This is a genomic window from Pseudomonas sp. MOIL14HWK12:I2, from assembly GCF_000510745.1.
Lineage (GTDB): Bacteria > Pseudomonadota > Gammaproteobacteria > Pseudomonadales > Pseudomonadaceae > Chryseomonas > Chryseomonas oryzihabitans.
Window position 1 is genome coordinate 398257 of the sequence record NZ_KI783313.1, and the last position, 17478, is coordinate 415734.

Here is a 17478-nt window from a genome sequence, read left to right on the forward strand (position 1 = left end):
GCTCCAGTCCCCTGGAGCACGTCGTCCTTCAAATATCGTCGCGGTGGCTGAACAGGTCCCAGGTCGACATGAACAGCGCGGCGATCAGCGGGCCGATGACGAAGCCGTTGAGGCCGAACAGCGACATGCCGCCGATGGTGGAGATCAGCACCACGTAGTCGGGCATCTTGGTGTCCTTGCCGACCAGGATGGGGCGCAGCAGGTTGTCCACCAGGCCGATCACCACCACGGCGAAGACGATCAGGATCACGCCCTTGATCACCGCTCCCGTGGCCAGGAAGTAGATGGCCACCGGCACCCAGATCAGCGCCGAGCCGACCGCGGGCAGCAGCGAGAGGAAGGCCATCAGGGTGCCCCAGAGCACCGCGCCCTGCACACCCAGCACGCCGAGGATGAAGCCGCCCAGGGCGCCCTGCACCACGGCCACGATGATGTTGCCCTTGACCGTGGCGCGCACCACGGCGGTGAACTTGGCCATCAGGCTGCGCTTGTGCATGTCACTCAGCGGAATGGCCTTGCGGATCAGCGCCACCAGCTGGGAACCGTCGCGCAGCAGGAAGAACAGCAGGTAGAGCATCACGCCGAAGCCGATCAGGAACTGGAAGGTGCCCTGCCCGAAGCTGAAGGCCTGGGTGGCTACCCACTGGCTGCCCTGCATGGCACCAGCGGAGAGCTTCTGGCGGATGCCGTCCAGGTCACCGGCACCAAAGCGCTGCAGGACGCTGCGTACCGAATCCGGCAAGGCGCCCCAGATCTGCTGGTAGTACTGGCCGAAGTTGAGCTGACCGCTGCTGATCTGCTGATAGAGCAGCGAGCCTTCCTGGACCAGGGAAATGGCGATGAACACCACCGGCAGGATGACGATGAGCAGGATCACGAACAGGGTGCAGAGCGCCCCGAGGTTGCGCCTGTTGTTGAAGCGGCGGACGAACCAGCGCTGCAACGGTGCGAACAGGATGGCGAGGATGGCGCCCCAGAACACCGCCCCCAGGAACGGGGTGAGGATCCAGACGAAGGCCAGCGAGACCACCACCAGCAGGATCAGGAACGTCTTGTTTTCCAGCCGAGCACTTTTCATTGGCTTTCGCGATTCCAAACAAGGATGACAGGCCTTGCTTAGAGCCTCGGAAGCCGTGGGGTTCCCGTGAGCACCCCCAACTCGACCTGAAGAGGCGCGCCGGAGTACCCGACGCGCCGGCGATCATACACGGAACTGGCGAACCAATCCGTCCAGCCGCTCGCCCAGACCGACCATGCCGGCGGTACTCTGGGCACCCTGTTGAGCCCCCTGGGCCATGCTGTCCACGGCACCGGCGATGGTATGGACGCTGCGATTGATCTCCTCCGCCACCGCTGTCTGCTCTTCCGCCGCACTGGCGATCTGGGTGTTCATGGCATTGATGGTGGCGATCAATTCGCTGATGGCAGCCAGGGCTGTCCCCGCCTGCTCGGCCTGGGCCGTAGTGGCCTCGCCCATGCCTCCCGAGCGCTCCATGGCACCCACCGCACGGCCAGTGGCCTGCTGCAGACGATCGATCATGCCCTGGATTTCCTGGGTGCTCTGCTGCGTCCGGCTGGCCAGCGCGCGTACTTCGTCGGCGACCACGGCGAAGCCGCGACCGGCCTCACCGGCCCGAGCCGCTTCGATGGCGGCGTTGAGTGCCAACAGATTGGTCTGTTCGGCAATGGCGCGGATCACGTCCAGTACGCCGACGATGGCGCCGACGTCCTGCTTGAGGCCATCGAGGGAGACGCTGCTCTGGCGTACCTCCTCGACCAGCTCGTGGATGCGCGCCACGCTGGTGGCCACCGTCTCCCGGGCCAGCCGGCCCTTCTCCTCGGTCTGGCGGGTGGCTTCGGAGGCCCGCAGGGCGCTGCTCGCCACCTCCTGTGCCGCGGCGGACATCTGGTTGATGGCGGTCGCCACCTGATCGGTTTCGCTGCGCTGACGCTGCATGTCGCGATCGGTGCGCTGGGCCTGCTGGGCCACATCGTCAAGCAGACCGGTGAACTGGTGGGTGATGTCGACGACCTGGGCGATGGTGCCCTGGATGCGATCGACGAAGCGATTGAAGGCAGCGGCGAGTTCACCGATCTCGTCACGCCCGTTGACCGGCAGGCGGCGGGTCAGATCACCCTCACCGGCGGCGATGTCATCGAGGTTCTCGCGAATCTGCGCCAGGGGCCTGAGGGTCCGGGCGGCAAAAAGTTGCGCGGCGAAACCGATCACCACCAGCAGCACGCCGGAGGTACCGAAGATCAGCCAGAGCTGGTCCTGGGTACGCTTGGCGACCTGGTCGGCCACGGCGGCGACCTCGGCCTCCACGCCATCCAGGTTCACCGCGGAACCGATCACCAGATCCCACTTGGGCAGGTAGTCGGTATAGGCGAGCTTGGGCACCAGCACGTCCTTGTTGCCCGGCAGCGAAGAGCTGTAGCGACTGAAATGCGAGCCATCCTTGCCGACCCGGACCAGTTCCTGGTTGAGGTAGACGCCGCTGGGATCGCGATTGTCCTTGAAGCTCTTGCCGATCCCGGCCGGGTCGTTGCCCTTGAACAGGCGGACCACGTTGGAATCGTAGCCGAAGATATAGCCATCCTTGCCGTAGCTGATGGCGGACAGCAGGCGGATGGCCTCCTGGCGCGCCTCGGTATCACCCGCGGAGGCCTTGTCGTACAGCGGCTTGACCACGGTCATGGCCGCTTCCACGGTGTTCTGCAGGCCGTTGCGACTCTGCACCATCAGCCGCTCGCGGGCATCGGCGACGTCCTTGAGCGCCTGCTCGTGCAAGACCCAGTAAGACAGACCACCCAGCACGAGCGTGAACAGGCAGACGGGCAGGACCGCCAGCAAGGTGACTTTAAGTTTGAGGCTCACGAGGTTCTCCTTGTTCGCAAGAGCTGATGCCGTTATCGGCATCGCGCTGCAGAACTTGACCGAGAAGTCACCTCGTAGACGCTGTGCGCACCGGCGCCGGAAGGCAGATGACCACCGCCAGCCCACCCAGCCGGGAAGTCTCAAGGGCGAGGGTTCCAGCGCAACCTTCGACGATGTCCTTGGCGATTCCCAGCCCCAGGCCATGACCGGCCACCGCCTCGTCCAGCCGGGAACCCCGCTCGAGGATGGCCGCGCGCTGCGCTTCCGGCACGCCGGGGCCGTCGTCCTCGATCCGGATCAGATAACCCTCTTCCCGCTGCGCCACGTCCAGCCGAACCTGCCGATCCGCCCACTTGCCGGCGTTGTCCAGCAGGGTACCGAACAGCTCCAGAAGGTCTTCCCGGTCCCAGGGCAGGCGCAGTCCTTCGGGCAGATGGCAGTCGAACCGCAGGTGCTCGCCATGCAGGCGATTGAGCAGTAGGCAAAGCTCGCGCAGTTCGGCAGCATCCAGATGAGCGCCTGGCAGGGCCTCGCCGGCCAGCCGGGCGCGGCGCAACTCCCGCTCCAGCCGCTGGCGGATACGCGCCAGTTGCTCGCGCAAGACCTCGCGCTGCTCGGGCAGTGCCTGGAGTTCGGGGCGCTCGGCCAGGCTGGTGAGCACCGCCAGCGGCGTCTTGAGCGCATGCCCCAGGTTGCCGATGCCATGCCGCGCGCGCTTCAGGCCGTCCTCGGTATGGCGCAGCAAGGCGTTCATCTCCTCCACCAGCGGCGCAAGCTCGGTGGGCACGCCGGCGTCCAGCGTCGAACGGCGCCCCTGATGCAGCTGGGCGATCTGCTCGCGCACCTGGTCCAGCGGGCGCAGCGCCCGGCGCACGATCAGCCGTTGCAGCAGAAGGACCAGCAGCAGGGTCGCCAGCCCCAGCAGGGCACCGAACGCGAGGATGCGCGTCAGGTTGGTCAGCAGCGGGTTGTAGTCGTCGGCCACCACGACCCGTACCGTCTGGCCATAGCGCTGGTAGTCAGCGCGGTAGGTGAGCAATCGCTGGCCGCTGGGGCCGTCCGCCAGGGTCTCGCTCAGGCCACTCCTGGGCGGCGCTTGCAGTTGCGCGTCCCACAGGGAGCGCGAGCGCCAGCGGATATCCAGCGCCGGGATCTCGATGAGGAAATAGCGACCGGACAGCGGGCGGGTGTAGAGGCTGCCCAGGCGGCCCTCGTCCAGTTGCAGGCCATGGGGCCCACGTACCAGGGCGGCGAGCAGATTTTCCGTCTCGCCGCGCAGCCCGGTCTCCAGGTAGCGGCGCAAGGCATGGTCCACCAGCCAGGCGCCCCCGAGGACCAGCACCAGGCCCGCCACCAGCAGAATGGCCACCAGCCCGACCCTGAGGCGGGCCTGGATGGACCTCAATCGACACCGCCCAGGCGATAGCCCTGGCCGCGGCGCGTCTCGATGACCTCGCGCCCCAGCTTGCGCCGCAAGTGATTGACGTGAACCTCGATGACATTGGAGTCGCGCTCGCTCTCGCCGTCGTAGAGGTGGTCGTTCAGGCGCGTCTTGGAAAGGATCTGTCCGGGATGCAGCAGGAAACAGCGCAGCAGACGGAATTCCGCGGCGCTCAGGGAGATGGTTTCGCTGCCACGCACCACGCACTGGCGCGCCTCGTCCAGCGCGAGTCCGGCGGCCTGCAGGAGCGGCTGGTTGGCCACGCCGCGAACCCGCCGCAGCAAGGCGGCGATGCGCAGGCCCAGCTCTTCGGGGTGAAAGGGTTTGGTGAGGTAGTCGTCGGCACCGGCCTTGAGACCGTCGATGCGCTCCGCCCAGCTGTCGCGGGCGGTCAGGATCAGGACCGGCGTCGCCAGCGCCTTTGCGCGCCACTCGCTGAGCACCTCGAGCCCTGGCCGCCCCGGCAGGCCGAGATCGAGCACGATGAGGTCATAGGGCTCCTGAGCACCCTGCCAGGCGGCGTCGCGGCCATCGGCGAGCCAGTCCACGGCATAGCCCTGGCGGGCAAGGAACGCCGAAATTTCGTCGGCCAGGGCGACATCGTCTTCCACCAGCAACAGGCGCATCTAGTCGTCCACCTCGTCCTTCATGATGGCGCCATCCATCGCGCCGATTTCCAGTTCGCGGACGACATCGCCGACGAGGATCTCGATCTCGTAGCGATACTGACCGTCTTCTTCTTCCAGTTCGGCTTCCAGCAGCCGAGCCTGGGGATAGCGTTCGTTGACCCGCTGCAAGAGGGTCTCCAGCGGGCGGATAACCCCCTCCTTGCGCAGCTTGAGGGCCTCGTCCTGATCCAGGTCGCGGGCCTGGATCAGCGGCGAGACGCTGCCGAGCAGCAAGAGTCCGGCGAGGACAACGGTCAGTCGTCGCGCTGATCTTTCAGGACTTCGCCGGTGGTGGCGTCGAGTTCCAGATCCCATTTCACACCTTTGGGGTCACGCAGTTCCAGTTGATAGATGTAGCGACCGTATTCTTCTTCCAGTTCGGTCTCGTGGGTGGTCGAGCCCGGATGCTTGGCGATGGCGGCCTGGTTGAGCACCTCGAAGCTCTTGATCTTGCCGCTGTCACGCAGCTTGAGGGCTTCGTCGGGGCCGAGATCGCGGGCCTGGGCAACGCCCATACCGGTGAGCAGGAGGGTGGCGGTCGCGAGGGCGGTAAGCTTTTTCATGGTGATTCCTCTGGTTGCTGTCTGAACGGGTTCCAGAGTAGCCATCGGCCATTAATCGAAACTTAAACGCCGCTTAAGCCAAGCTTAATCGGATCGGACCGCGCCAGGGCGCTTCGGTGTCCAGGACCTCGCCCTTCTGCGTCACCCTCAGCCGCCCTGCGCGAGCCAGCTCCCGTGCCACCTCGCGCAGGGGCTCCATCAGTGGTCGCCAGTCCGCCGCAAGGTCGCGCGCAACTTCCGAAGGACAGAAGGTGGTCCCTGGGCGGCGCGCCCGTGCCTTGGCCAGCAAGGCTTCGCGCAACTGTGCGTCGGTCGGCTCGAGCGCTGTCATGAGAACCGGGTCCTGTTTCCTGGAGTCCACCGTTTCGACCAGGAAATCGTCGGTGCAGTCATGACCTCTCGCTCGAAACCCTCGAAAGTAATGCAACGCCTCGCCCAGACCGACCTGCCCATCCCCGCCGATGAGCGTGACGACACCGGTACCGCCCTCTGCACCCCCCTGCCGCCCGACCTCAACTACGTCGACGACAGCCAGCCGGGTCTGAGCCGGCGCAAGCTGCGTGGCAAATGGGCCTACTTCACTCCCGCTGGCGAGCGCATCCGCGACCAGGCGGAAGTCGAGCGGATCAACAAGCTGGCCATCCCGCCGGCCTATACCGACGTCTGGATCTGTCCGGACGCCAACGGTCATCTGCAGGCCACCGGACGCGACGCCCGCGGTCGCAAGCAGTATCGCTACCACCCGCGCTGGCGCGAGATCCGCGATACCGACAAGTACGAGCGGATGCTGGCCTTCGGGCAGGCCCTGCCCAAGCTGCGGCAGCGGGTGGAAGAGGATCTCGCCCGCCGCGGCCTCTGTCGGGAAAAGGTCATGGCCACGGTCATCAGCCTGCTCGACGCGACCCTGATCCGGGTCGGCAACGCCCAGTATGCCAAGAGCAACAAGTCCTATGGCCTTACCACGCTGCGCAACCGGCACGCCGAGGTGCATGGCAACACCATCGCCTTCCACTTCCGCGGCAAGAGCGGGGTGGAGCACGACATCAAGGTCAGCGATCCGCGGCTGGCGCGCACCGTGAAGAAGTGCCTGGAGCTGCCCGGCCAGCACCTTTTCCAGTATGTGGACGGTGATGGCGAACGCCATACCGTGACCTCGTCGGACGTCAACGCCTACCTGCACGAACTCACCGGCGCCGACTTCACCGCCAAGGACTATCGCACCTGGGCGGGCAGCGCCCTTGCCCTGGAAGCCTTGCGCGAATTGCGCTGCGAGACCCAGACCGATGCCAAGAAGGAACTGGTGGACATGGTCAAGGCGGTTTCCCGCACCCTGGGCAATACCCCGGCGGTCTGCCGCAAGTGCTACATCCATCCCGGGGTGCTGGATGCCTTCCTCGCCGGTGACCTCTGTACCCTGCCCAAACCGCGCAAGCGCAAGGGGCTGAAGGAGGAAGAGGTGCTGCTGCTCAACTTCCTGCAACGGCTGGAAGAGCGGATGGCGGAGACCCAGGCGGCCTGACAGGATCGCACCCTACCCTGCCTCTTGCATGGGGCAGGGAACATTCTGCGGCAAAACCCGACCCTGCTCGCCTGGCGTGATTCATCCCGCGCGCCCTGATGACGTCGCTGCATCTGTTATGTTATAACTTTTGCACGTTATCCAAGGCTCGATCATGGCATCCCCGCGCGCTTCCCTGCTGCTGCTCTCCGTACCCGCCCGCCTGCTGCTCGCCAGCATTCCCCTGGTCGCCCTGTGGCTGGCCGTGCTCTGGGCGGTCGCCCTGCCATGAGCGCGGCCATCGAACTCCAGGACCTGACCCTGGCCTATCAGCGACATCCGGCCATCCATCATCTCAGCGGCTGCTTCCGGACCGGCAGCCTCACCGCCATCGTCGGCCCCAACGGCGCCGGCAAGTCCACCCTGCTCAAGGCCATCGCCGGCACCCTGAGACCCGTCAGTGGCCGGGTCGCCCGCGCGGTGCCGCAACGCCGTCTGGGCTACCTGCCCCAGGCCGCCGAGATCGACCGCAGCTTTCCCCTCAGCGTGCTGGAAACCGTGGTGCTGGGCGCCTGGCGCGGCCTGGGCCTCTGGCGCGGGGTAACCGCCGCCCACCGGGAGGAAGCGGCCAGGGCGCTGCAGGCGGTGGGTCTCGAAGGCCTGGAGGACCGCCTGGTCGGCGCCCTCTCGTCCGGGCAATTCCAGCGGGTACTGTTCGCCCGCCTGCTGTTGCAGGACGCTCCCGTGCTGCTGCTGGACGAGCCCTTCACCGCCATCGATGCGCGCACCACTGCGGACCTGCTGACCATCGTCCGCCGCTGGCATGGCCAGGGCCGCACGGTAATCGCCGTGCTGCACGACCTGGAGCAGGTTCGCCAGCACTTTCCCGAGACCCTGCTGCTGGCCCGGGAGGCCATCGCCTGGGGCGACACCGATCAGGTGCTGGTCAGCGAGCATCTGGCCCGCGCGCGCAATCTCGCCGAACGCTGGGACGCCAACGCGGCGGTCTGTGAACGCGCATGACCCTCTATCAATTTCTCGTCGAACCCTTCGTCGAATTCGGCTTCATGCGCCGCGCCCTGGTGGCCTGCCTGGCCCTGGCGCTGGGCGCCGGTCCGGTGGGTGTCCTGCTGATGCTCAGGCGCATGAGTCTGGTAGGCGATGCCATGAGTCATGCCGTGCTGCCAGGCGCAGCCCTGGGCTTCATGGTCGCCGGGCTGTCGCTGCCGGCCATGGGCATCGGCGGAATGCTCGCCGGCCTGCTGGTGGCCGGTCTCGCCGGCCTGGTCAGCCGCTTCACCAGCCAGCGCGAGGATGCCAGCTTCGCCAGCTTCTATCTGATGTCCCTGGCCGCCGGGGTGCTGATCGTGTCACTGCACGGCTCCAGCGTGGATCTGCTGCACGTGCTGTTCGGCACCATCCTGGCCATCGACGCCACGGCGCTCTATCTGGTCGCCGGCATCGCCACCCTGTCGCTGCTGGTGCTGGCGGTGATCTACCGGCCGCTGGCGCTGGAGTGCTTCGATCCGGGCTTCCTGCGCGCCGTGGGTGGTCGCGGTTCGCTCTATCACCTGCTGTTTTTGCTGCTGGTGGTGCTCAACCTGGTCGCCGGCTTCCAGGCCCTGGGCACCCTGATGGCGGTGGGTCTGATGATGCTGCCGGCCACCGCGGCGCGCTTCTGGGCCAACAGCCTGCCCGGGCTGATGGCGGTAGCCAGCCTGATCGCCAGCCTCAGCGGCCTGATCGGCCTGGTGCTGTCCTACCACCTTGGCTGCGCCTCGGGTCCGGCCATCGTCCTCACTGCGGGTGGCTGCTACCTCCTGTCCCTGCTGTTCGGTCGCCTGGGTCTCTACCGGCGACTGCGCCCCCGCCCCCACCTCACCCACTGAAAGGAGTCACCATGAAATCCCTGTTCTCCCTGGGCGCTGCCCTCCTGCTCGCCGCTGCCGGCCAGGCCCAGGCCGCACCGGTCAAGGCCGTCGCCACCTTTACCGTGATCGCCGACGTGGTCAAACAGGTCGGTGGCGATCAGGTGCAGGTCTCCTCCCTGGTCGGTCCCAATGGCGATCCCCATGCCTATGAACCGACGCCCACCGATGCCCAGGCGCTGAAGCAGGCCGATGTGGTGTTCATGAGCGGCCTGCACCTGGAAGGCTGGATGGACCGCCTGATCAAGGCCTCCGGCCAGGCGCGCCCGCCGGTGGTGCTCAGTGAGGGGATCAAGACCCGCGAGATGGCGGAAGACGAGGATGAACATGGCAACGCGGACCATGATCACGACCATGGCGGTATCGATCCCCATGTCTGGAACAACCCGCTGAACGTGGTCGTCTACACCCGCAACGTGGTGAAGGCGCTGTCCGCGGTGGATCCGGCGGACGCGGCCACCTTCAAGGCCAACGGCGATCGCTACATCGCCGAACTGGAAGCCCTGGATCGCTATGCCCGCGAGCAGATCGGCCAGGTACCCAAGGCCAAACGCAAGGTACTGACCTCCCATGATGCCTTCGGCTACTTCGCCGACGCCTATGGCGTGACCTTCATCTCGCCGCTGGGGCTATCGACCGAAGCCGAGGCGTCCGCCCAGGACGTCGCCAAGCTGATCCGCCAGATCAAGCAGGAGCATGTCGCCACCTACTTCTTCGAGAACTCCAACGATCCGCGCCTGGTACAGCAGATCGCCAAGGCCAGCGGCGCCCAGCCGGGTGGCGAGCTGTACGTCGAAGCCCTGTCTCCGGCGGACGGCCCGGCGCCCACCTATGCCGCCATGTTCCGCTACAACGTGGATACCCTGGTCAAGGCGATGAAGGGCGGGCATTGAGGCTCTCTGGTAGGTTGGGTTGAGCGCAGCGAAGCCCAACAGAACGAGGCTCGAGTTCCCCGATGTCGGGCTTCGACGATGGGACCGCCTCAACCCGACCTACGCCGCACCGGTGGCTAGACCACCGGTACCTCCTCGAGGTGAAGGTATTCCGCGCCCAGGCGCCGAGCCAGTTCCCCTGCCCGTCCCAGGCGCAGTGGTCCCAACTCGATATCCAGCACCCGGATGGGACAGTCCGGTAGGGCCAACCCCTCCAGCTCACGCAGACGTCCATCGGTGACCAGCAGCAGCTGGCATTCCTCGCCGGGGTGTTGCCGCCGACGGCTCGTCAACCAGGCCTGAGCTTCCACCAGTCCCGCCAGCAAAGGCGTTCCGCCTCCCGCGCCCAGCTGCTCCAGCCATGCCTGAAGGGCCTGCCCGCTACGCTGGCCCTGGAAAGACCATTCGGGTCGCGCCCCCGCCGTCTGCAGGACCGCGACCCTGACCCGCTGGCGATAGGCCTGCTCGAACCAGTCGGCCAGCAGCCCCTTGGCCTGGGCCAGGGCACCGTGGCGGCGGGTGGACGCGGAGTGATCGAGGATCACCAGCCAAAGCTGGGCCGGACGCTGCCGGCGTGGTTGCCGCAGGAGATCAACCGCGCGACGGGGACGCCCGCGGAGCAGCGTCGGCACCCAGGCAACAGGGCCTTCGGTACCCGGCGAACGCGCGCCCTGGCGACCGCCTGCGGCCTTGCCCGTCCCGCTTCGGGCATCGCGATCCAGGGTGCCGGATGATCGGATGCCTAGGGCTTTTTTGCCCCGCCCAATCGGCGTCTGGGACCCGTTGCAGTGGGCTCCGGCGCCAGGGCACCCCAGCTATCGCCCTCGCCCTGCGCGGTCTCGGCATCCCCCTGCTCCTGTTGATCGCCAGGCTCTCGCTCCAGAGTAGTGGGAGTCAAATCATCCTGTAGGGGTGGTATTAATGAGGGACCATCCGCCAGTTCGCGGCGCCGATGGCGCAAGGCGAATTCGGCCACGGCGGCGATATCGGCGTTTTCGATCGCCGTGGCGCCGCGCCAGGCCGCATGGGCGCGCGCCGCGCGTAGCCAGACCAGGTCGGCGCGCAGGCCATCGACACCGGCCTGGTGGCAGCCTGCAGTGATGGCCTCCAGGGCGGCATCGTCCAGTGGAATGTCGGCCAGCCGTGTACGGGCCACGGCGCAGCGCTGACGCAGTTCCCCCTGCGCCGCTTCCCACTGCGCAATGAAGGCTGACGGATCGCTGTCGAAGGCCAGCCGCCGGCGCAGGATCTCCGCCCGCTCCCGGGGGGCCGGCCGGCTGTCCAGCGCCAGGGCGAAGCCGAACCTGTCCAGCAACTGCGGACGCAACTCGCCCTCCTCCGGATTCATGGTGCCCACCAGCAAAAAGCGCGCGGCGTGCTCATGGGAGATGCCGTCGCGCTCCACCCGGTTGACCCCACTGGCCGCCACATCCAGCAGCAGGTCGACCAGGTGATCCGGCAGCAGATTGACCTCGTCGACATAGAGCACGCCGCCATGGGCCGCCGCCAGTACGCCCGGCGCGAAGCGCGCCCGGCCTTCGCCCAGCGCCGCATCCAGATCCAGGGTGCCGACGATGCGCTCTTCGCTTGCGCCCAGAGGCAGGGTGACGAAGGGACCGCCGCCGAGCAGATCGGCCAGGCCCCGGGCCAGGGTCGACTTGGCCATGCCCCGGGGACCTTCGATCAGCACACCGCCGATACGGGGATCGATGGCATTCAGGCACAGCGCCAACTTGAGGCTGTCTGCGCCGACCACGGCGGCCAGGGGAAAGACAGGGGCGGTCATCTCAGGCTTCATCCATATCCATCAGCAGCTGTTCGAGGGCTTCGCGGTAGTCGCCCGGCTGTTGCCAGAGACCGCGCTGCTGGGCCTCCAGCAGGCGCTCGGTCATGTCGCGCAGGGCCTCGGGGTTATGGCGCTCGACGAAGTCACGGGTATCGGCGTCGAGCAGATAGGCATCGGCCAGTTGCCGGTACTGGTGATCCTCCACCAGTTCGGTAGTGGCGCCGAAGCCGAACAGGTAGTCCACGGTGGCGGCCATCTCGAAGGCCCCCTTGTAGCCATGGCGCTTCATGCCGGCGATCCACTTGGGATTGGCTGCCCGGGAGCGCACCACGCGGCCCAGCTCTTCCTTCAGGGTGCGGATCTTCGGCAGATCGGCCTGGGCATGGTCGCCGAAGTAGCTGGCGCGCCGCTGGCCGCTCAGGGTCTCGGCGGCGGCCAGCATGCCGCCCTGGAACTGGTAGTAGTCGTTGGAATCGAGCAGGTCGTGCTCGCGGTTGTCCTGGTTCTGCAGTACGGCCTGCAGCCGACCGAGGCGGCGGGAGAAGTCATCGCGAGCGGTGGTGCCCTCATCCTCGGCGCCATAGGCGTAGCCGCCCCAGTTGAGGTAGGCCGTGGCCAGTTCGCTGCGATCCTGCCACTGGCGTTCTTCCACCGCGCCCTGAACACCGGCGCCATAGGCACCGGGCTGGGCGCCGAAGATGCGCCAGCCGGCCTGACGCCGGGCGAGGTCAGCAGCGGTACCGGCCGCTTCCAGGGCAGCGCGCTCGTGGCGAACCTGGGCGGCCAGGGGGTTGAGATCGTCCGGCTCGTCCAGGGCAGCGACCGCCTGGACCGCGGCATCGAACAGCCGTACCAGACCACCGAAGGCATCGCGGAAGAAACCCGAGATGCGCAGGGTGACGTCCACCCGCGGACGATCCAGCAGCGACAGCGGCAGGATCTCGAAGTCTTCGACCCGGGCGCTGCCGGTCTGCCACACCGGGCGCACACCCAACAGCGCCATGGCCTGGGCGATGTCGTCGCCGCCGGTCCTCATGGTCGCCGTGCCCCAGACCGAAAGACCCAGCTGGCGCAGGTGGTCGCCCTCCTCCTGCAGATGACGCTCCAGCAGCAGATTGGCCGACTGCCAGCCGAGCCGCCAGGCGGTCATGCTCGGCAGGTTGCGCACGTCCACGGAAAAGAAGTTGCGCCCGGTGGGCAGGACATCCAGCCGCCCGCGACTGGGCGCGCCGCTGGGACCGGCCGGCACGAAGCGCCCGTCCAGGGCCGCCAGGAGGCCGCCGATTTCAGCGGGGCCACAGCCGTCCAGTGCCGGCGCCACCTGGGTGACCAGGTGTTCCAGCACCGGACGGGTCGCCGGCAATTCGTCCAGCGCCAACGGCAAGGGCTCGGCATCGACCATCGCGGCGACCAGCGCCAGGGCCAGCAATTCCAGGCGCTCCCGGGTATCGCCCAGGGTGCGCCAGGGTTCGGCGGACAGCGCCGCCAGGCAAGCCGGGCGCGCCCCTTGCCAGGGCTCGCCCAGGTCGGCGGCCAGGGGATCGAACTCCAGCTGCAGATCCTTGGCCAGCGCCCGCAAGAGACTCGCATTGCCGCCCTGGGCATCGCCACGGGGGATGCGCAAGAGCGCCACCAGGGTATCGCGACGCAATTGCCCGGTCGGGGATTCACCGAACACATGCAGGCCGTCGCGGATCTGGGATTCCTTAAGATCGCAGAGATAGGCGTCCAGTTGCGGCAGCCAGCTGTCCGGATCGTCGGTGATCACCAGCCCCAGCTCGCGATCCAGCGCGGTCTCGCGCACCAGTTGCAGGATCTCGCCGCGCAACTCGGTGGCGCGCCGCAGATCCAGCAGGCTGGCGTCATAGTATTCGTCGGCCAGGCGCTCCAGATCGCGCAGGGGCCCGTAGCTCTCGGCTCGGGTCAGCGGCGGCATCAGGTGATCGATGATCACCGCCTGGGTGCGGCGCTTGGCCTGGGCGCCCTCGCCCGGGTCGTTGACGATGAAGGGATAGACGTTGGGCAGCGGTCCGAGAATGGCGTCCGGCCAACACTCCGCCGACAGCCCGACGCCCTTGCCCGGCAGCCATTCCAGGTTGCCGTGCTTGCCCAGATGCACCACGGCCTGGGCGCCATAGGCCTCGCGCAGCCAGAAATAGAAGGCCAGGTAGCCATGGGGCGGCACCAGCGCAGGATCGTGGTAGACCGCGGCCGGATCGACGTCGTAGCCACGTGCCGGCTGGATGCCGACAAAGGTCAGGCCGAAGCGCACCCCGGCCACCATGAGCCGACCGCGACGGTGCATGGGATCGGTCTCGGGTCCGCCCCAGCGCTCGGTCACCGCCTGCTGCAGGCTGAGCGGCAACCCGGCGAACAACGCCTGGTAGTCCTGCAGCGCCAGACTCTGCAAGGCCGGGCGCAGATCGCGCAGGGCGCTGTCGTTGGTCACCCCACCGAGCAGGCGCTCGATCAGGGCGGTGCCGCTGTCCGGCAGATTGGCCACCGGATAGCCGGCCGTCTGCAGGGCCTGCAGCACCCCGAGCGCTGCCGCCGGGGTATCCAGGCCCACGCCATTGCCGATGCGGCCATCGCGGGTCGGATAGTTGGCCAGGATCAGGGCGATGCGCTTGTCCGCCGCAGGACGCCGTGCCAGTTCGATCCAGTTGCGCGCCAGGCGGGCGACGAAGGCCATGCGCTCGCCATCGGCCTGGTAGTTGACCACGTCGCTCTGGCTGCGCTCGCAGCGCCAGGCCAGGCCCTTGAAGCTGATCGGCCGGGTAATGATGCGCCCGTCCAATTCCGGCAGGGCGATATGCATGGCCAGGTCGCGGGCACCCAGACCCTGGGGATTCTCCAGCCAGCGCTCGTGATTGTCCTGGGCGCAGATGGCCTGGAGCACCGGCACCGGGCGACGGAACGGCGTCAGATTCGGCCGCTCCGGACTGGACTGGGCGAAGCCGGTGGTATTGAGGATCAGGGCGGCGCTGGTCTCGTCCAGCAGCCGCTCCACCTCCTCCAGACAGGCCGGCTCCTTGAGACTGGCCACGGCGATAGGCAACGGATTCAGCCCTTCGGCGGCCAGCTGCTGGCAGAAGACGTCGACGAAGGCGGTGTTGGCCGACTGCAGATGGGTGCGATAGAACAGCAGCGCCGCGGTCGGCCAATCCGGTCGCCAGTGCTGGCGCCAGCCGTCCAGACCCAGGCCTTCCGGCTGATAGACCGCCACCCGCGGCAATTCCCGTGGCGGCTGGTAGGTGTAAGGGGCACCCAGGCATTCGGCCGCCAGGCAGTGCAGGAAATCCCGGGCATTGCCCAGCCCTCCCTGGCGCAGATAGCGCCACAGCCGTTCGGCCAGGTCCGGCGCCACCGTACCCAGGGCCATCAGCTCAGGATCGGGCCGATCGCAGCCGGGTACCGCGATCAGGGTCAGCCCCCGCGCGGCCAACTCGGCCAGCCGTTCCATGCCATAACGCCAGTAACCCTGGCCGCCGTGCAGGGAGATGAACACCACCCGAGCCTGGCTCAGCACCTCCTCGACATAGAGGTCCACCGAGGCGTGGTTCTGCAACTGCATGGGATTGGCCAGGCGCAGACTCGGATAGTCCTCGTCCAGGCTACGGGTCGCCTCCGCCAGCAGAGCCAGGTGCGAATCGCCACTGCAGAGCACGACGATCTCACCGGGCGTCTGCGCCAGGTGGGCGATGCCGTCGTCGGGGACGAAGCCGCCCGGCTGGGTACGCAGCAGATGCATCTGGCGTCAGGCGACCGCGGCGCGCAACTGGGCGGTGATGGCCGCCTGGTCCAACTCCTGGCCGATCAGCACCAGCTGGGTGCTGCGAGTCTCATCGGTCTTCCAGGGGCGGTCGAAGTGCTTGTCGAAGCGGGTGCCGACCCCCTGGACCAGCAGTCGCAGCGGCTTGCCGGCGATGGCCGCGAAGCCCTTCACCCGCAGCACACCATGGGTCTTGACCACCTCGGCCAGGGCCGCCAGCAGGGTCGCCTCGGCCACCTCGGGCAGCTGGACGCCGAAGGAGTCGAATTCGTCGTGATCGTGGTCTTCATGACCTTCGAGGTCATGGTGGGTGGGACGGCTGTCGATATGGGCCTCGGATTCGGCCTGCAGCCCCAGCAGAACCGACAGCGGCAGCACGCCGCGACTGGCTTCCACCACCTTGACCGCCGGCGGCAACTCCTCGGTGACCTCGGCACGTACCCGCGCCAGGGCCTCGGCATCCAGGCCATCGGCCTTGTTGAGGATCACAAGATCGGCGCTGGCGAGCTGGTCTTCGAACAACTCGTGGAGCGGCGATTCATGGTCGAGGTTGGGGTCCTGGCGGCGCTGGACGTCCACCTGCTCGGGATGGGCGGCGAAGGTGCCGGCCGCCACCGCGGGGCTGTCGACCACGGTGATCACCGCATCCACCGTGCAGGCGTTGCGGATCTCCGGCCACTGGAAGGCCTGCACCAGGGGCTTGGGCAGGGCCAGGCCACTGGTCTCGATGAGGATATGGTCGATGTCGCCGCGGCGGGCCACCAACTCCTTCATCACCGGGAAGAATTCTTCCTGCACGGTGCAGCACAGGCAGCCGTTGGCCAGTTCGAAGACGCGGCCCTGGGCCTCTTCCTCGGTACAGCCGATGCTGCACTGGCGCAGGATTTCACCGTCGATGCCCAGCTCGCCGAATTCGTTGACGATCACCGCGATGCGGCGGCCTTCGGCGTGGTCGAGCATGTGTCGCAGCAGGGTGGTCTTGCCGGAACCGAGGAAGCCGGTGACGATGGTGACGGGGGTCTTGGCCAGGGTTTTCATGGGCTGCCATTAGAGAGAAAGCGAAAGAAGACGGGCAGGCATGCCAGGCGCTCGCGCCGCGGCGAGGCCCCAATGGCAGCCCGGATCACCCCGCCCGGTTGCGTGTTCGAAACGTGGCGAGGCAGGTCTCCTGGCTCGCGGCGCCCGGCTCCGGCCTTCCCGCGTGAGCAGTGGCCTTAGAGCGTGTTCATAATTTCGCGAGCTAGAGTCAAACAAGGCGAAGATGCTTGAGGAAGCGGAGTTTACGAATGGTAAATGAGCATTCCGAAAGCAGCTTCAACGCAGTTTGGCCGACGCGCAGCAAATTATGAACAGGCTCTAGTGGAGAGGCTAAAAACGCCGCTTACAGTTGCGGGGGCAGCCGCGGTTTCGCACCGCGTTCCCTTTCAAGCTCTTGCCGACAAGAGCACCTCGGAACGCGACAGGCTACGAGCGCCCCGCCGGGGTGTCAATCGGCCAGACTTGACCGGCGGACGAGGCGCGTGGTCTGCTCGCTGCTGCTTCAGGTGTCGCGACTCCGCCATGGGTCGCGGTGAAACGGGAAGCCGGTCCGAGTCCGGCACTGCCCCCGCAACGGTAGACGAGCGCAGGATCACAGAGCCACCCGGCCGGCAAGTCTGGGGAAGGCGATCCTGGTAGTTGCAGCCTGCAACCCTCGTGAGTCCGGAGACCGGCCTGCTGCTTTCAAGCAACCCGCGGTGGGCGGTCGTGCTGGACGGCGGCCGCCTGCGGCTCGCTGCCTCGGCGCGTCCCTGCCGCTTGGAATCCGAGGCCCTGCCATGACCGCTACCCGCTCGACCACCGCCCTGCCCCAGACCAGTACCCGCACCCAGCGCCTGACCGCCACCCTGCTCGCCTGCCTGCTCGGCCTGGGCCTGGTGCTTCTGGCCGGTTTCTCCCATGTCGAGGCGCTGCACAACGGCGCCCACGATACCCGCCATAGCGAAGGCTTCCCCTGCCACTAAAAGGAGTTC

The 17478-nt window shown here is 67.2% G+C and carries 16 protein-coding genes, 1 pseudogene and 2 riboswitches; of the genes and pseudogenes, 5 read left to right on the plus strand and 12 right to left on the minus strand.

What is annotated here, in order from left to right; translation table 11 throughout:
* Positions 1 to 28 precede the first annotated feature (28 nt).
* The 8 genes and pseudogenes from PSK12I2_RS0118160 to PSK12I2_RS0118190 form a co-directional block, all read right to left on the minus strand.
* Positions 29 to 1078 carry an AI-2E family transporter gene (locus tag PSK12I2_RS0118160; protein WP_027599490.1) on the minus strand — a complete coding sequence of 350 codons (1050 nt, stop codon included), beginning with the start codon at positions 1076 to 1078 and terminating at the stop codon, positions 29 to 31.
* 123 nt (positions 1079 to 1201) lie between these two features.
* Positions 1202 to 1957 carry a methyl-accepting chemotaxis protein gene (locus PSK12I2_RS25615; RefSeq protein WP_371099739.1) on the minus strand — a complete coding sequence of 252 codons (756 nt, stop codon included), beginning with the start codon at positions 1955 to 1957 and terminating at the stop codon, positions 1202 to 1204.
* A gap of 102 nt (positions 1958 to 2059) precedes the next feature.
* A pseudogene (locus PSK12I2_RS25620) lies at positions 2060 to 2920 on the minus strand (cache domain-containing protein); the annotation flags it as partial.
* A 25-nt stretch (positions 2921 to 2945) separates the two neighbouring features.
* Entirely contained in the window at positions 2946 to 4283 is a 1338-nt protein-coding gene (locus tag PSK12I2_RS0118170) for a sensor histidine kinase (RefSeq protein ID WP_027599492.1), read from the minus strand.
* On the minus strand, positions 4280 to 4945 hold the full coding sequence (locus PSK12I2_RS0118175; protein WP_007158465.1) for a response regulator transcription factor: 666 nt from the start codon (positions 4943 to 4945) through the stop codon (positions 4280 to 4282). The genes PSK12I2_RS0118170 and PSK12I2_RS0118175 overlap by 4 nt, the downstream gene beginning before the upstream one ends.
* Complete coding sequence (locus PSK12I2_RS0118180; RefSeq protein ID WP_007158466.1) at positions 4946 to 5221, minus strand: PepSY domain-containing protein; 276 nt, start codon at positions 5219 to 5221, stop codon at positions 4946 to 4948. It abuts the gene before it with no gap.
* A 20-nt stretch (positions 5222 to 5241) separates the two neighbouring features.
* Positions 5242 to 5550: a PepSY domain-containing protein gene (locus PSK12I2_RS0118185; protein ID WP_007158467.1), complete on the minus strand. Its 309-nt coding sequence runs from the start codon at positions 5548 to 5550 to the stop codon at positions 5242 to 5244.
* 73 nt (positions 5551 to 5623) lie between these two features.
* On the minus strand, positions 5624 to 5881 hold the full coding sequence (locus PSK12I2_RS0118190; RefSeq protein ID WP_027599494.1) for a DUF3253 domain-containing protein: 258 nt from the start codon (positions 5879 to 5881) through the stop codon (positions 5624 to 5626).
* 90 nt (positions 5882 to 5971) lie between these two features.
* Between PSK12I2_RS0118190 and PSK12I2_RS0118195 the strand changes: the two genes are divergently transcribed.
* The 4 genes from PSK12I2_RS0118195 to PSK12I2_RS0118215 all read left to right on the plus strand — a co-directional run bounded on the left by PSK12I2_RS0118195 (position 5972) and on the right by PSK12I2_RS0118215 (position 9869).
* Positions 5972 to 7069 (plus strand): DNA topoisomerase IB, encoded by a 1098-nt coding sequence (locus PSK12I2_RS0118195; protein ID WP_007158469.1) that lies wholly within the window; start codon positions 5972 to 5974, stop codon positions 7067 to 7069.
* A 267-nt stretch (positions 7070 to 7336) separates the two neighbouring features.
* Positions 7337 to 8071 carry a zinc ABC transporter ATP-binding protein AztA gene (gene aztA, locus PSK12I2_RS0118205; protein ID WP_027599495.1) on the plus strand — a complete coding sequence of 245 codons (735 nt, stop codon included), beginning with the start codon at positions 7337 to 7339 and terminating at the stop codon, positions 8069 to 8071.
* Positions 8068 to 8937, plus strand: a complete 870-nt coding sequence (locus PSK12I2_RS0118210) for a metal ABC transporter permease (protein WP_007158472.1) — start codon at positions 8068 to 8070, stop codon at positions 8935 to 8937. The genes aztA and PSK12I2_RS0118210 overlap by 4 nt, the downstream gene beginning before the upstream one ends.
* An 11-nt stretch (positions 8938 to 8948) precedes the next feature.
* On the plus strand, positions 8949 to 9869 hold the full coding sequence (locus tag PSK12I2_RS0118215; RefSeq protein WP_027599496.1) for a metal ABC transporter substrate-binding protein: 921 nt from the start codon (positions 8949 to 8951) through the stop codon (positions 9867 to 9869).
* Positions 9870 to 9985: 116 nt separating this feature from the next.
* On the opposite strand, the gene PSK12I2_RS0118220 is transcribed toward PSK12I2_RS0118215, so the two are convergent.
* From PSK12I2_RS0118220 to cobW, 4 genes are read right to left on the minus strand one after another with little or no spacing between them, the layout of a single operon-like run.
* Positions 9986 to 10630: a VWA domain-containing protein gene (locus PSK12I2_RS0118220; RefSeq protein WP_037007839.1), complete on the minus strand. Its 645-nt coding sequence runs from the start codon at positions 10628 to 10630 to the stop codon at positions 9986 to 9988.
* Positions 10631 to 10650: 20 nt separating this feature from the next.
* Positions 10651 to 11694, minus strand: coding sequence for an ATP-binding protein (locus tag PSK12I2_RS0118225; protein ID WP_027599498.1), 1044 nt, complete (start codon positions 11692 to 11694; stop codon positions 10651 to 10653).
* A gap of 1 nt (position 11695) precedes the next feature.
* Positions 11696 to 15445 (minus strand): cobaltochelatase subunit CobN, encoded by a 3750-nt coding sequence (gene cobN / locus PSK12I2_RS0118230; protein WP_027599499.1) that lies wholly within the window; start codon positions 15443 to 15445, stop codon positions 11696 to 11698.
* Between the two features lie 6 nt (positions 15446 to 15451).
* The gene (cobW, locus tag PSK12I2_RS0118235; protein WP_027599500.1) at positions 15452 to 16504 is read right to left on the minus strand and encodes a cobalamin biosynthesis protein CobW; all 1053 of its coding nucleotides are present in this window, start codon (positions 16502 to 16504) and stop codon (positions 15452 to 15454) included.
* A 102-nt stretch (positions 16505 to 16606) separates the two neighbouring features.
* A riboswitch (cobalamin riboswitch) is annotated at positions 16607 to 16933 on the minus strand.
* 58 nt (positions 16934 to 16991) lie between these two features.
* Positions 16992 to 17198, plus strand: a riboswitch (cobalamin riboswitch).
* Positions 17199 to 17283: 85 nt separating this feature from the next.
* On the opposite strand from cobW, the gene PSK12I2_RS0118240 reads away from it, so the two are divergent.
* Positions 17284 to 17469, plus strand: a complete 186-nt coding sequence (locus PSK12I2_RS0118240) for a CbtB domain-containing protein (protein ID WP_007158478.1) — start codon at positions 17284 to 17286, stop codon at positions 17467 to 17469.
* Positions 17470 to 17478 lie beyond the last annotated feature (9 nt).